This window comes from Vicinamibacterales bacterium, from assembly GCA_035699745.1.
Lineage (GTDB): Bacteria > Acidobacteriota > Vicinamibacteria > Vicinamibacterales > 2-12-FULL-66-21 > JAICSD01.
Genome location: DASSPH010000077.1, coordinates 97,503 through 111,803 on the forward strand (window position 1 = coordinate 97,503; position 14,301 = coordinate 111,803).

General features: G+C 69.2%; 9 protein-coding genes. 5 read left to right on the forward strand and 4 right to left on the reverse strand.

The genetic code is table 11. The annotated features are described in order from the left end of the window. Positions 1–8: 8 nt before the first annotated feature. Positions 9–1,760, reverse strand: coding sequence for an O-antigen ligase family protein (locus VFK57_19205; protein HET7697849.1), 1,752 nt, complete (start codon positions 1,758–1,760; stop codon positions 9–11). A 60-nt stretch (positions 1,761–1,820) separates the two neighbouring features. Here VFK57_19205 and gmd point away from each other — a divergent pair, with 60 nt between their 5' ends. The 5 genes from gmd to VFK57_19230 all read left to right on the forward strand — a co-directional run bounded on the left by gmd (position 1,821) and on the right by VFK57_19230 (position 10,444). Next, positions 1,821–2,822: a GDP-mannose 4,6-dehydratase gene (gmd, locus tag VFK57_19210; protein HET7697850.1), complete on the forward strand. Its 1,002-nt coding sequence runs from the start codon at positions 1,821–1,823 to the stop codon at positions 2,820–2,822. A gap of 129 nt (positions 2,823–2,951) precedes the next feature. Beyond that, the gene (locus VFK57_19215; protein HET7697851.1) at positions 2,952–5,945 is read left to right on the forward strand and encodes a VCBS repeat-containing protein; all 2,994 of its coding nucleotides are present in this window, start codon (positions 2,952–2,954) and stop codon (positions 5,943–5,945) included. A gap of 88 nt (positions 5,946–6,033) precedes the next feature. Beyond that, complete coding sequence (locus VFK57_19220) at positions 6,034–6,963, forward strand: glycosyltransferase family 2 protein (GenBank protein ID HET7697852.1); 930 nt, start codon at positions 6,034–6,036, stop codon at positions 6,961–6,963. Beyond that, complete coding sequence (rffA, locus tag VFK57_19225) at positions 6,960–8,093, forward strand: dTDP-4-amino-4,6-dideoxygalactose transaminase (GenBank protein HET7697853.1); 1,134 nt, start codon at positions 6,960–6,962, stop codon at positions 8,091–8,093. Before VFK57_19220 ends, rffA begins: the two co-directional genes overlap by 4 nt. After that, positions 8,090–10,444 (forward strand): hypothetical protein, encoded by a 2,355-nt coding sequence (locus VFK57_19230; GenBank protein HET7697854.1) that lies wholly within the window; start codon positions 8,090–8,092, stop codon positions 10,442–10,444. The genes rffA and VFK57_19230 overlap by 4 nt, the downstream gene beginning before the upstream one ends. Here the strand turns inward: VFK57_19230 and VFK57_19235 are convergent. The 3 genes from VFK57_19235 to VFK57_19245 form a co-directional block, all read right to left on the reverse strand. Next, positions 10,441–11,754, reverse strand: a complete 1,314-nt coding sequence (locus tag VFK57_19235; GenBank protein HET7697855.1) for an FG-GAP-like repeat-containing protein — start codon at positions 11,752–11,754, stop codon at positions 10,441–10,443. The genes VFK57_19230 and VFK57_19235 overlap by 4 nt on opposite strands. Positions 11,755–11,910: 156 nt before the next feature. Further along, positions 11,911–13,557: an FG-GAP-like repeat-containing protein gene (locus tag VFK57_19240; protein ID HET7697856.1), complete on the reverse strand. Its 1,647-nt coding sequence runs from the start codon at positions 13,555–13,557 to the stop codon at positions 11,911–11,913. Next, positions 13,557–14,258, reverse strand: coding sequence for a hypothetical protein (locus tag VFK57_19245; GenBank protein ID HET7697857.1), 702 nt, complete (start codon positions 14,256–14,258; stop codon positions 13,557–13,559). Before VFK57_19245 ends, VFK57_19240 begins: the two co-directional genes overlap by 1 nt. Positions 14,259–14,301: the final 43 nt, after the last annotated feature.

Consider the following 14,301-nt stretch of genomic DNA (forward strand, 5'->3'; position numbering starts at 1 on the left):
GTTCGATGCTATGGCAGCGACTCGACCTTCTGCAACAGAAACGGCGCCGGCCTGCCGTCCTTGTCGGTCGCCGCGATCCGCAGCGGGATGAACTGCGGACCTCGCGTCGTCGGCATCGTCATGCGGTAGGTCTGCCAGCCGTCCACCGGAACGACGAACGAATCGGCCAGGCGATCGTTCAGCCACAGCCTGAACGTCGCGGGCAGCGCCGCGGGCCCGGCGGGCCGCACCGTGACGACCAACTGCCGCGCGCCGCGCGGGACGAACACCGTGGCGTCTCCCTCGGAGCGGCGATAGCGCCGCCCGTCCGGCGAGAACTCCCATCCCGCGACGCCGAACCCGACGTGATCGAGACTGAGGCTCGCGCGTGCCGTGCGGTACGCAAAGGGGGCACCGGCGACGGCGATCGCCATCACGAGGGCGGCGGCGAGCGGGAGGCGGCGGAGCGACTCGCGCGGCGGCTGCGCCGCGGCCGCGGCGCCCAGGACGATCCAGAACGCGGTGTTCACGTCCGGAATCAGCAGCGGGTGTCCGCCCAGGCAGGTGATGAGAAACGCGGCGAGCCCCGCCCGGAGGCCGAACGGTGCGGGATGCGCGAGCGCGACGACGACAGCCAGCGCGAACGCCGCCGCGCCGGCGGCGCCGAGCTCGGCGAGGATCTGCAGGAAGTTGTTGTGCGCGTTCTCGCGTCCGTACAGCGTCCGCACGTACTCGTCCTGGACGAAGCTGCCGGACTTCTCGAGGAACTGTCCGACCCCGACCCCCAGCACCGGGCTGCTGAGCCACAGCCGCGTGGCCACGCGCGCCATCTCGGCGCGGATCCCGAGCGCGCCCGAGGTGCTCGCGCGATCGAACAGCGGGTTCGGAAAGGCCAGGGCGAGCAGCAGCAGGACGGCAGCCCCGGCCATGGCCATGCCGATCCGCTTCGGGATGGCTGCGCCGCGGCGCGCCAGGACCAGCGCGCCGATGGCGACGACGGCCACGGCGATGAGCGCGGCTCGCGATCCGCTGATCCACAGCGCGGCGGCAATCAGAGCGGAGACGGCGGCGTAGTACCAGCGGCGCCGGCCTGCCGACTGCGTCGTCAGGCCGATGGCGACGGGCAGCAGCAGGGCGAAGAACGATCCGGTGGCGTTCGGATCGCCGTACGGCGCGCTGATCCGCGTCGTCGTGAGCACGTCCGGCAGCGCGGCGATCGCGTCCCCGGTGCGGAGCAGCACGCTGGTGAGGCGCGCGATGTTGAGGCACGCGACCGCGGCGCCGCCGGTGACGAGCATCCGCAGGACCGGTTCGGCCGCTTCACCCGTACGCGTGTACGCCGCCACCATCACGGAGACCGCGGCACCGCAGACGAGCGGCAGCGCGGCGACCACGTAGTTGAACGTCCGGGAACCGTCGTAGTACGTGCGGGCGTACACGGCGAGCGCATCGGCGAATCCCGCGGGTGAGAGCACGAGCCTGGTCAGCGCCGCCTGGACGGCGACCGACACGACCACGACGACGACGAACGCGGCGGCGGCCCACGCGAACGCGCGCGGCGGCGCGGGATCGCCGCGGCGGACGGCGCGGCGCGCGGCAAAGCCGATCGCGAGCGCGACGAGCAGCGTCTCGGCGGCGCGCGCCGGCACGTGCAGGAGCGCGCTGCAGATCGCGGGCGCGATCGGAAAGAACGCCGCGAACGCGGCGAGCGCCAGTCGGGGATGAAGGAGTACGGCGGCGGCGGTGGCGCCGGCGGCAAGTACGGCGGGCCATCCGGGCATGAAAGGAGGAAGTGTAACATTGACGCGTTCCATCAGCGGCCGGTACAATGCTGCGTTCTCATGGCCAAACGAGCGCTGATTACCGGGATCACGGGACAGGATGGCTCCTACCTCGCCGAGCTGCTGCTCGAGCGCGGCTACGAGGTGATCGGCGTCGTCCGCCGGACCAGCGCGCCGAACCTGTGGCGCATCGCGCACCTGCTGGATCGCATCGAGATCCGGCCCGGCGATCTGCTCGATCAGCTGTCGGTGATCCGCGTGCTCGCGGCGACGCGGCCCACCGAGGTGTACAACCTCGCGGCGATGTCGTTCGTGCCGGCGTCATGGGACCAGCCGATGCTCACCGGCGAGTTCAACGCGCAAGGTGTCACGCGGGTCCTCGAAGCGATCCGCCACGTGGATCCCTCGATCCGGCTCTACCAGGCGTCGTCGAGCGAGATGTACGGCAAAGTGCGGGAAGTCCCGCAGACCGAGCTGACGCCGTTCTATCCGCGCAGTCCGTACGGCGTGTCGAAGGTCTTCGGGCACTACATCACGGTGAACTACCGTGAGAGCTACGACCTGTTCGCCTGCTCCGGCATCCTCTTCAACCACGAATCGCCGCGGCGCGGCCTGGAGTTCGTCACCCGCAAGGTCACGGACGGCGTCGCGCGGATCAAGCTGGGCCTGGCCTCGACCCTGTCGCTCGGCAACCTGGATGCGCAGCGCGATTGGGGGTTCGCCGGGGATTACGTGCGCGCGATGTGGCTGATGCTGCAGCAGCCGCAGGCAGACGACTACGTCATCGCGACCGGCGTCGCCCACTCGGTCAGGGAACTGGTCGAGACCGCCTTCGAGCACGCCGGCCTGGAGTGGCAGAAGCACGTCCGCACCGATCCGGCGCTGCTCCGTCCGGCCGAAGTCGATCACCTGATTGGCGATGCCACGAAAGCGCGCCGCGTCCTCGGCTGGCAGCCCGAAGTCGACTTTCACAGCCTCGTGCGGATGATGGTCGACGCCGATCTCGAACGGTTGAGCCGGTCGGGCGGCACCATCGAAGCACCCACGGCTTACCCAAAATAAGCAAGAGCTTTACCTCTGCTCTTTCGAGACGCGCGTCCGCTGCGTCGCTGATTACCCTTTTTCGGTCCGCCGTCCCGGGTACTGCTGGGTACGCCGGTTGCTCAACCGCTCGCCCGAGGGAGCGAGCACATGCGTATCCGATGGGGGCTGATTTTCGGAGCACTCGCGCTGACGTCGACAGTCGCGTCTGCGCAAACCACGGTCTTTCTCAGTTCATCCACCAACCGGGAAGTGTGGCGAGGGGAGTCCGCAGGGGCGACCTTCGGCGCCTACCTGGACCGAGGGGAGTTGAGCGGCGACTCGCGGCGCGATCTCATCATGGGATCGCCGACCTGGAACGGCAACCAGGGGCGCGTCTACGTCACCTTCAGCGGTCCGGTGCTCGGCGGGGAAGTTGCCGCCGCGACCGCGCCGGTGATCCTGACCGGCGCCTCCGCCGGGGACCGGTTCGGCACGGCGACCGCGGCCGGCTGGATCACCAGCCGCGAGTTCGATCTTCCACAGTTGAGCCGCGACCTCGTGGTCGGTTCGCCGACCGCCGGTTCGAACGCCGGCGCGGTCTACGTCTTCAAGCGCGGCCTGTTCGTCAACGGCGCGCGACTCACCACCGCGGACGCCGTCCTGACGATCACCGGGCAGGCGGGCGATCGCATCGGTGAAGCGCTCGCGACCGGCGACATGGACGGCGACGGCTACCGCGAGATCATCGTCGGCGCTCCCGGCAACAACAAGGTCTACGTCATCAAGGGCGGGCCGTCGATCAGCGGGACGATCAACCTGTCTTCGCAGTCGCCGCTCGTCACCATCACCGGACCGGCCGGCGTGGACGTCGGGAAGGTGCTGGCCGCGGGTGACATCACCGGCGACACGTCGTACGACCTCGTCGTCGGCGCCCCCGGCACGGCCCCCGCGGGCGCGGTTTACATGGTCGCCGGAAGCGCCGCGGGTCTCCCCGCCACGGTGAACCTGGCAACGCAGGCGACCGCGACGTTCACCGGCATCGACGGCGGCGATCGCGCCGGCGCGAAGCTGACGATCGGTCCCTTCGACGCCGACGCGAAGTGGGACCTCGTCGTCGCGGCGCCGGACGCGGCAGGGCCGTCGAACGCCCGCGCGGGCGCCGGCGAAGTCTACGTGCTCTGGGGACGGACGTCGCTGACCTCCCGCGCGTTTTCGGCCGCCGACGTCACGATCTTCGGCGCCGGCGCGGGGTTCCACACCGGTGCGGCGCTGGCGATGGGCGACGTCGATCGTACGGAGGTGTACGACCTGGCGATGCTCGCCTCCGGGGCATCCGGCATCGGCGAAGCGCACGTCGTCCTCGGCCGCGCCCGCGCGCTCTTCCCGGCGACGATCGACCTGAACAGCGGTATGGACCGGCGCGTCATCGCCGATCCGGCCGCCGGGCAGATGCAGAACGTGCTCATCTACGACCACACCGGCGAAGCGGCGGAGGACATCGTGGCGGCGTTCCCCGGCGCGACCGAGGGCAAGGTCTACATCACGTTCTCGCCGCTGCCGCACGGCACGATCCTCTATCCGTCCGATACCGCGGTCATCGGCGGCACGTCGGCGGCTTTCCAGTGGAACGCGGGAGCGAACTCCGATCTGTACCGGCTCACGGTGGGCACCGCGGAAGGGGCGGCGAATCTGTTCGACTCCGGCGAGCTGGCGGCGACGTCGGTCGCCATGCCCGCCAGCTTCCCGACGAACCAGACGCTGTACCTCCGCCTGGCCAGCCGCGTCGCCGGCACGTGGCGCAACGCCGACACGACGTTCACGGTCCTGCCGGGCGCCACGTTCATCTATCCGACGAACAACGTCTCCGGCGTGAGACCGACCTTCTTCTCCTGGTCGGCGGTGACGAGCGGCGCCACTTATCGTCTGCTGGTGGGTACCACGGCGGGCGGCAACGACGTCGCCGACAGCGGTACCATCAGCGCGACCTCGTATCGTGTCTTCTCGCTGCCGGCGGGACGCACGCTGTTCGCGCGGGTGATCTCGACGTACAACGGCGGCTCGACGTCCAGGGACGTCACGTTCACGAGCGCGCCCACCGGCACGACGGGCGCCGACGCGCCCGGCACCGGCATCGGCACCAACTTCGGCGGCGGCACGGGCGGCGATGCGCTGCTCTACAACTCGGGCAGCGGCGCGTGGTCGCTGCAGATCGCCAATGCGACCGGCTTCTCCGGAGCCGACGGCGGGGTCTGGTCTGCCGGCTGGGTGATCAAGAGCGGCGATTTCAACGGCGACGGCGTGTCCGATCTCTTCTTCTACGATCCGGCGACCGGCCGCGCGTTCAAGGGGTTGAACACGGGCGGCAGCTTCACGTTCGTGCCGTTCACCTGGGGCAGCGGCTGGTCGATCTACGTCGCCGACCTGAACGGCGACGGGCGTTCGGACGTGTTCGTCTACAACACCGCCAGCGGCCGCTGGTACCGCTGCATCAGCCAGATCGACAACAGCTTCGTCTACACGAACGGCGGCACGTGGTCTCCGAACTGGAGCATCTATCCGGGCGACTTCAACGGCGACGGCCGTGCCGATCTGTTCCTCTACAACGCGAGCGGGGATGCCAACCGCGGCCGCTGGTATCGCGTTCTCAGCAATGCCGACGAGTCGGTGACGTACGTCGCCGGCGATCTGGTGTGGCGGAACGACTGGACGGTCACTCCCGGCGACTTCAACGGCGACGGGATCACGGACCTGTTCCTCTACCGCTCGACGGGCGACTGGTACCGCGTCCTGTTCACCCCCGACGGCGTGGTCTATGACGGCGGCGCCTGGTCGCCCGGGTGGAACGTCTCCCGCGGCGACTTCAACGCGGACGGGCGCGCCGACCTCTACGTCTACAACCCGTCCACCGGACGCTGGTTCGTGATGATCACCGAGTCGAACGGCGGGATGACGCCATACGGCGGCGTGACGTGGGCCTCGGGGTTCCAGGTGACGATCACCGACGTCGACGCCGACGGACGCGCCGATCTGCTCCTCTACAACCCGGCCGACGGGCGGTGGTTCCAGTGCATCACCATCGCCCCCGGCGAGTTCCGGTTCAACACCGGCAACTTCGGCGCGGGCTGGACCGCCGTGGTCGCGGCGCGCACGATCCTCCCGTAGCGCCCGCGGTCGACGCCACCGACACCCGCGTCGGTGGCGTTGACCGGCCCCCCGCTCTCCTTTAGAATTTGCGGCGGATCCATACAGATTGGCCCTGCCGTCGCTGTCCATCGTTGTCCCGGTCTACAACGCCGAACACTCTCTCGCCGCTCTCGTCGAACGGCTGCATCCGGTCCTGAGCGCGGCCGCCGCGACGTTCGAAGTCATTCTGGTGGACGACGGCAGCCGCGACGGCAGCTGGCGGGCGATCGAGGACCTGCACGCGCGGTATGGCTGGGTCCGCGGTATGCGCATGATGCGCAACTACGGCCAGCACAACGCGACGTTGTGCGGCATCCGCGACGCGCGCGGCGATGTCGTGGTCACGATGGACGACGACCTGCAGCATCCGCCCGAGCAGATACCGGTGCTGCTGGCGAAGCTCGAGGAAGGCTACGACGTCGTCTACGGATCGCCGTCGGCCGAGCGCCACGGGCTGTGGCGCGACCTGGCCTCACGGATCACCAAGCTCGCGCTGCAGAGCGTGCTCGGCGCGACGACGGCGCGGCAGGTGTCGGGGTTCCGCGCGCTGCGCACGCACCTGCGCCAGGCCTTCGCCGATTTCCGCGGCGCGTTCGTCTCGATCGACGTGCTGCTGACCTGGTCGACGACGAAGTTCACCGCCTGCCGCGTGCCGCACGAGTACCGCAAGTTCGGCCGCTCGAACTACACCTTCTTCAAGCTCGTGATCCACGCGCTCAACATGCTCACCGGCTTCTCGACGCTGCCGCTGCAGTTCGCCAGCCTGCTCGGCTTCGCGGCGATGCTGCTCGGCATGGGGCTGCTGGCCATGGTGCTGGTCCGCTACCTGATTCACGGTGTCGTCATGCCGGGCTTCACCTTCCTCGCGTCGGTCATCTGCCTGTTCTCGGGCACGCAGCTGTTCACGCTGGGGATGATGGGCGAGTACCTCGCGCGCGTGCACGACCGAACGCTGGAACGGCCGATCTACGCCGTCGCCGAGCGCACCAGCGCGTGACCGGCTACCGCATTCCCTTCAACCGCCCCGCGGCGGTCGGCGCCGAGATCGAGTACCTGCGCCGCGTGCTCGCCGAAGGGCACTGGTCGGGCGACGGCCCGTTCACCCGGCAGTGCCACGAACGGCTCAAGCGCGCAACCGGCGCGCATCACGTGCTGCTGACGACCTCGTGCACGCACGCGCTCGAGATGGCGGCGCTCCTGCTCGAGGTGCGGCCGGGGGACGAGGTGATCCTGCCGGCGTTCACGTTCGTCTCGACCGCGAATGCCTTCGTGCTGCGCGGCGCGACGCCGCGCTTCGCCGACATCATGCCGGGCACCCTGAACATCGACCCGGCGCACGCGCGCCGTCTGCTGAGCGAGAGAACCCGGGCGATCGTCGCGGTGCACTACGCCGGAATCGGCTGCGACATGGACGGGCTGCAGGCGCTCGCCGCCGATGGCCGCGTCGCCATCGTCGAGGACAACGCGCACGGGTTGTTCGGATCGTATGCCGGGCGGCCGCTGGGATCGTTCGGCGCGCTCGCCACATTGAGCTTTCACGAGACCAAGAACGTCACCTGCGGCGAGGGGGGCGCGCTGCTGGTGAACGATCCGGCCCTGGTGCAGCGGGCCGAAATCCTGCGCGAGAAGGGGACCAACCGCACGGCCTTCTTTCGCGGCGAGACCGAGAAGTACACCTGGGTGGACGTCGGCTCCAGCTATCTGCCGTCCGAGTTGAACGCGGCGGTGCTCTGCGCGCAACTCGAGCGCGCTGACGCGATTCAGGCGCGGCGGCGGGTGCTGTGGCTGCGCTACCGCGACGAGCTGGCCGGCTGGGCCTCGCGGCGCGGCGCGGCGCTGCCGGCCGTCCCCGACGGCTGCGATCCGGCGTGGCATCTCTTCTACATCCTGATGCCCGATGCCGCCGCCCGCGACGCCGCCATCCGGGAGCTGCGCGCCCGCGGCATCCTGGCCGTCTTCCACTACCTGCCGCTGCACCTCTCGCCCATGGGGCGGTCGTTCGGCGGCGCGCCGGGGGACTGCCCGGTCGCCGAGGCCTCCAGCGCGCGCCTGCTGCGCCTGCCGCTCTTCGCGGCGCTCACGGACGACGAGAGCGCCGCCGTGATCGCTGCCGTCAAGGAGCTGTGAGCCGCCTGACCCGCGGCGACGTGCTGGTGGCGCTCGCGATCGCCGCCGCGGGCGCGTGGCTCGGCCTGCGGATTCTCGGGGACTACCGTGCGTCCGGCGGAATCCCGTCGTTCCAGCAGAGCGCGTTCGGCCCTGCGGTGCTGACCGCCTGCGGGCGCGGGTACCAGAACCCAGACGACGACGCGCTGCCGGCGCTCAAGGCGTTCCTGCTGTCGCGCCGTGACGCGTTCGACTGCGGCGAGCTTCCCGCGACAATCCCCACGCTGCCGCTGCGCCCGTTCCATCGCGTGACGATGTACATGGAGCTCGTCGTCGCGGCGCTGTGGAAGACGGGGCCGATTTCGTGGTCCTCGGTGGATCGGCTCAATGCCGCCGCGTTCGGCCTCGATCTCGCGCTGTTGTTCCTGCTCTGCCGGGCATTTGCCGGCCGCGTGCTGTCGGCGGCGGCAGCGGCGGCGTGGGCGGTTTCACCGCTCCACCTCGCCATCGCCGTCGATCTGCGCGATTACGTCAAGGCGCCGTTCATCCTCGGCGCCGCCACGCTGATCGCGTGGATGCTGCGTTCGACGTCGCCGAGACGGGCCTGGCTCGGCGCAGCGGCGGCTGCGGCCGCCGGTATCGGATCGGGATTCCGCACCGACGTGCTCCTGGTGCTGGTGCCGGTGGTGGCCGCGGTCGCCTTCGCCGGATCCGACACCGCGCGGAGGCGCCTGCTGTTCAGCGGCGCCGCCGTCGCGCTGTTCGCGATCGTCTCGCTCCCGATCCTGCGCGGTTACACCGGCGGCGGCGTGATCAGCCACGTGCTGCTGCTCGGACTGACCTCGCCGTTCGACGCAAAGCTGGGGCTCGAGACGCCGATGTACCGCGTCGGTCCCGTCTACCACGACGCGTACGTCTTCAGCCTCGTGTGGGACTGGACGAACCGCGCGGAAGGAGAGGCGCGCGCGCGCGAGATGACCTTCGGATCGCCGCAGCACGACGCCGCCACGACGGCATACTTCCGGAGCGTCGTCGCGCGGCTGCCCGCGGACCTCCTGCTCCGCGCGCTGGCAGCGGCGCGCCGGTCCGTCACGGTGAGCCTGTCGCCGCCGTACGACGCAGCACTGCCGTGGATCGGATCGCCGGGACTCCGCCGGGCGATCGCGCTGCGCGCTGCCGCGCTGCCGGCGTTGCTGCTCATCCTGCCGTTCGCGCTGCTGTTGGCGTGGATCGCCGCCGTGCGCTGCGGCTGGCGGACGGCGGCGGCAATCGCGGTGCTGGCGCTCACGTTCCCGGCCGCGAGCGCCCTTCAGTTCCACGAGCGGCACGTCTTCTACCTCGAGGTCATCCCCCTCTGCGCGTTCGTCTCGACGGTGTCCGCAGTGTGGGCGCTCGCGCGGCGCCGCGAACGCCCGGTGGTGCCGGCCCGGCGCACCGCCGCTGCCTTCGCGACGGTCGCGCTCGCCGCGGCCGTCGTGGCCGCCGGCTACGCCCTGGCCGCCGCCGTGCAGGCGCGGCAGCTGGCGTCGTTGTTCGAGCGCTACGAGCGGCTGCCCGCCGCGGCGATTCAGTGGCAGACGGCGCCTCTGGCGAGCGGCGGGCGCCGGCTGACGCCGCTCACCGCACCTGCGTCGGCGGTCAGCGCACCGTTTCACGTGCTCGAACTCGATCGCACGCGCTGCGGGCTCGCGCTGTTCCGCTTCGTGCTCCGCTACCACAGTCCGGCGCCGGCCGATGACGTCACGTTCGATGGATGGGTCAACCTGCTCGACGCGGCGCGCATGCGCGTGTATTTCCCCATCGTCGCCATGCCGAGGCTCGGCGTGGCGTTCGATGGCCTCGAGCTGCCGGCGCGCGCCGAGTCATGTATCGCGGCCTGGAAGGTCGCGGAGGTCCCGCCGCAGCTGCCAAAGTTCGTCGCGCAGCTGCCGGAGGACTGGCGGACGCTGCCGCTTCGGCAGAAGGCCGGGACGGACGGCGGGCTCGTGCGCCGGGACGGCACGCGCGTGTACCTGAACGACGTGGCGTTCCCCGTGGATGCGGCAGTGGTTCAGCCGAAGGTGAGCGGCGTGATCGAGCGCATCGGGGACGAACGTCCCAACGGCTATCTACTCCGGGCGCCGGCCAGCGACGTTCGCGAAGGCGACGCGTTCGTCCTGGAGGGCAGGGCCGACAGAGGCGGCTTCGTCGTCGGGCTGCAGACCGGCGGGCAGTGGGGACCGCTGGTGAACGTCGCCCGCAAAGGGGCGTTCCTGGTGGTGCTGCATCCGCCGTCGGCGGGCAGTTATACGGTGGTGGTGGCGGATGACGGCGGGGGAGGGGCGCACGGCATCACCGTCGCGCGCGCCGGCTGGCTCCCCCGCGCCCCTTAGCGGCTCCCGGCGAACGACACGATGGCGTTCATCGCGTTGTAGCCCATCAGGTAGTCGAACGCCGCGATTCCGACGGTCGTGACCTCGTAGTAGCGTCCCGTCGTCGAGTCGTAGACGTGCAGGTCGGTGCGGCCGTCGTGGTTGAAGTCCGTCATCTTGATCCGCCAGGCCGGCGACCACGCCCCTTCGTAGTAGCTGAAGTTCCGCGGCGCCAGGCCCGAGATGACTTCGAACCAGCGTCCGGTCACCGGGTTGTAGACGAAGATGTCGGTGCGGCGATCGCCGTTGAAGTCGCCGGTGTGCACCTCCCAGCCGGCCGACCAGGCGCCGTCGTAATAGCTTGCCGTGTCGCCCGAGAACATGACCTGGAAGTAGCGGCCCGACGCCGGGTTGTAGAGGAACAGGTCCCCCTGACCGTTGGCGTCGAAGTCGGCCGGATGCACCTGCCAGCCCGTGCTCCAGCGCACCGGACCCTCGCGGTAGTCGAACGAGATGTCGGCGCGCGTCAGGACGCGGAACCAGCGGCCGCTGTTCGGATCCGGCGCCGGGTTGCCGTTATACATGAACAGGTCGGCGCGATTGTCCCCATTGAGGTTGGCGACCGTCACCGTCCAGCCGGCCGACCAGATGCCGGACTGCACGTAGGCGAAGTCCCCCAAGCCGTTCGCCAGCCCCACGTACCACCGGCCGTTGGCCGGGTTGTAGAGCAGGAGGTCGGACGAACCGTCGCCGTTGAAATCGGCGATCTGCGGCACCCAGCCGGCGCTCCAGTTGTAGTTGCCGAAGTACGCGTAGGTGCCATGCCCCTGGTTGGTCAGCTTCTTCCAGGCGCCGCTCACGGGGTTGTAGAGCAGGAAATCGGTATATCCGTCGTTGTTGAAGTCCGCCTCGTATACGTTCCATCCAGGCACCGATGCGGGAGAGCTTCCCGGGTTGTCGACATCGGTCATCGGCGCGCTCCACGTGCCGGTCGCCGGGTTGTAGAACACCGGCTCCTGCGGCGGATACATCGGCGCCAGGTACGCCAGCTCCTGAGACGGGTCGCTCACCACGCCGTCGCTGTTCACCGCCCGCACGACGAAGTAGTAGGTCTGCCCTCGCGTCAGACCGTCGATGTCGACGGTCGTGTTGTTCCCTGCGTCGCGGGTCACGGAGTAAATGCCGCGGCTGGTGCCGTATGACACCAGGTAGCGGACGACGTCAGGTTCGGGATTGCGATCCCACGCGAGCGTAATGGGGATGGCCGCGGCCTGCGCCGCCGACAGCAGCACCATGGCGAGGGTCGTCAGCGTCGTGCGTTTCGAGAGCATGGTCGCGATATCCATAGCGGTTCCGTGGCGAGCTGAGCAGAGGCAATGGATGTGCCGTGACCCCGACCATATGTATTTGCCCGATTTTCCGTGATTCTGCCTGGTTATTCCCTTCGGTTGGTTACGGTTGGCGAGTCAGAATTACACATCTGCTGCTCACCTCGGCTGTGGCCGTGTGGCAAAAATACGTAGTGCGGCCGGCCACGTCCCGTTGGCGAATGTGAAAATGCCAGGCGACTGCGTCACCGCCTGGAACCATCGGCCGTCGGCGGGATTGTAGAGAACGAGATCCGCGCGGCCGTCGACGTCGAGGTCGGTCACGTTCACCTGCCAGCCGGCCGACCAGTTCACCGCGCCTCCGTAGTAGCCGAGCGTCCCGTCTGGCTCGGAGATCACCACGTACCAGCGGCCGCTCGTCGGGTTGTAGACGAACAGGTCGGTCCGGTTATCGGCGTTGAAGTCGCCGCGCGACAGCGTCCAGCCCGCGGACCAGAGCCCGGTCTCGTAGCGAGCACCGGTGGCGGAGAAGAACACGCGATACCAGTCGCCGCTCGCCCGGTACAGGAACAGGTCCGTGCGCCCGTCGCCGTCGAAGTCGCCCGGCGTGATCGTCCAGTCGTTGCTCCACACCACGTCCCCCTCGACGTAGCTGAAGGTCTCGTCCTGACCGCTGAGGACTTGGAACCAGCGCCCGCGATTGGCGTCGCCGGTCGCGTTGTAGAGGAACAGATCGCCGCGGCCGTCGCCGTTGAAGTCGGCCGGATAGATGCTCCAGTTCGGCGACCAGACGCCCGCGTCCGAGTAGCGGAACGATCCGTCCGGCACGCTGAGGCAGCGGAACCAGCGGCCGGTCGTCCTGTTGTAGACGAACAGGTCGTCGGCGCGATCGCCGTTGAGATCGACAACCGTGATCTCCCAGTCCGGGCTCCACGCGAACTCGGTGTAGGTCGACGTCTCGGCGCCGGTTGCCAGTCCCTTGAGCGCCCGCCCGGTGATCCTGTCGTAGAAGAACAGATCGCCGCGCCCGTCACCGTTGAAGTCCCCGGGCAGCACCGTCCACCCCGGCGACCACGTCGCCGTCGCGCCGGCCGTGAATCCGAGCGCGACTGGACTGCTGACCGCGACGAACCGGTGGCCGCTGACCGGGTCGTAGGCGACGACGTCGCCGGTGCCGTCGGCGTTGACGTCGAACGTCGGGGCGTCGTGTCCGTTCTGGCGCACGGCGACAGGGATGCCGCCAATCGACAGCGACGCCGTCCGGGTCGGGCCCGCCGAGGCGGAGGCGGTCACCGCCAACGTGCTGCTCCCTGCCTGATTTCCCGCCACCGAGATCCACGGCGCGCTCGTGGACCTCGAGACCACACAGTCGCCGGGCGTCGTGGTGACGATGAGCGGCGCCGTGCCGCCGGCGGCGCCGAACGTGACCACGGTACGACTGACCGAGAACGTGCACGGCAGTCCCGCCTGGGCAATCGCAATCTGCTGCCCGGCGACCAAGAGGGCCCCCTGCCTGGCGATGCTGCTCGGCGTCGCGGACACGACGAAAGGAACCGATCCCGAGCCTGTGCCGGAGTAGCCGGCGGCCAGCCAGCTGCTGTCGGAGCCTACGTGCCAGCGGCAGCCGTCTCGGGTCGAGATCGTGAGCATTCCGGAGCCGCCGGCGGCAGGGAATGACGCCGGTGTCGCGGTGATGCGATGAGTGCACGGTGCGATATTCGGGTCCCAGCCCATGTCGTACAACATCGCGATCGTGATCGGACCGGGATCGTGAATCGCCTCCGAGGAGCCGAGCAACGGTGTCATCAGCGAGCTCGGATGCCCCACGCCAAAGGCGGCCTCGTCGAGATGTTCATAACTGGAGCCGCGTTCGAATGTGGCCGGGGCGTAGAGTCGCGCGGGCGAGTTTCCGTTCGCTGCGCGCACGAACGGGCCCGAGAAGAACAGGTTGCCGCTGGTGAACGCGGCGGCGAGCGCGTCGCCGAGGTAATGACGAACGATCGGCCCCCCGCGTCGATGACGAAGGCGTCGTAGATCGCCGCGGCGCCGTCGAAGTTCCAGCCGAGGAATCCAGCACCGAACTGGTTGACTCCGGCAGTGCCGAAAACGCCGAGCCCGTGTGCGAGTTCGTGCAGCGCCGCGCTGACGAAGTCGTACTTCCCCGGCGGCACGACGCCGTCCGTGCCGAAGTACCAGTTCACGCCGGCGTTGAACCGCGGCCCCATGTCCACGAATGAATTGGATGGATATCCGTCGAGACGAGTCCCGAGCGCCGACGGGTAGAGCATGTAGGGAAATCGCAGCGGATGACGATCGTCGGGCCGCGCGATGGCATTGATTCTCCCGTGCTCGGCGAGCACGCCGGGACCGAGCGCGCTGAACGCCGCGTCAACGCGAATCGTGAACGGCGACGAGACCCGCGATGCCCAGATGTTCACCGCAAACTGAAATGCGGCTTCGGCGTCCCGCGGAAAGTCCGTGTAGGTGACGGCGAAATCGGCGGTCACCGGACCGGGCGTCGGGGCGGGATATAGCTCGATTGACCCGGTG

What these genes read in the sequence shown, in the direction of transcription:
- VFK57_19205 (HET7697849.1), bottom strand. Translation starts at nt 1,760, where the DNA reads ATGCCCGGATGGCCCGCCGTACTTGCCGCCGGCGCCACCGCCGCCGCC.
- gmd (HET7697850.1), top strand. Translation starts at nt 1,821, where the DNA reads ATGGCCAAACGAGCGCTGATTACCGGGATCACGGGACAGGATGGCTCC.
- VFK57_19215 (HET7697851.1), top strand. Translation starts at nt 2,952, where the DNA reads ATGCGTATCCGATGGGGGCTGATTTTCGGAGCACTCGCGCTGACGTCG.
- VFK57_19235 (HET7697855.1), bottom strand. Translation starts at nt 11,754, where the DNA reads ATGCTCTCGAAACGCACGACGCTGACGACCCTCGCCATGGTGCTGCTG.
- VFK57_19240 (HET7697856.1), bottom strand. Translation starts at nt 13,557, where the DNA reads ATGACACCGTTGCTCGGCTCCTCGGAGGCGATTCACGATCCCGGTCCG.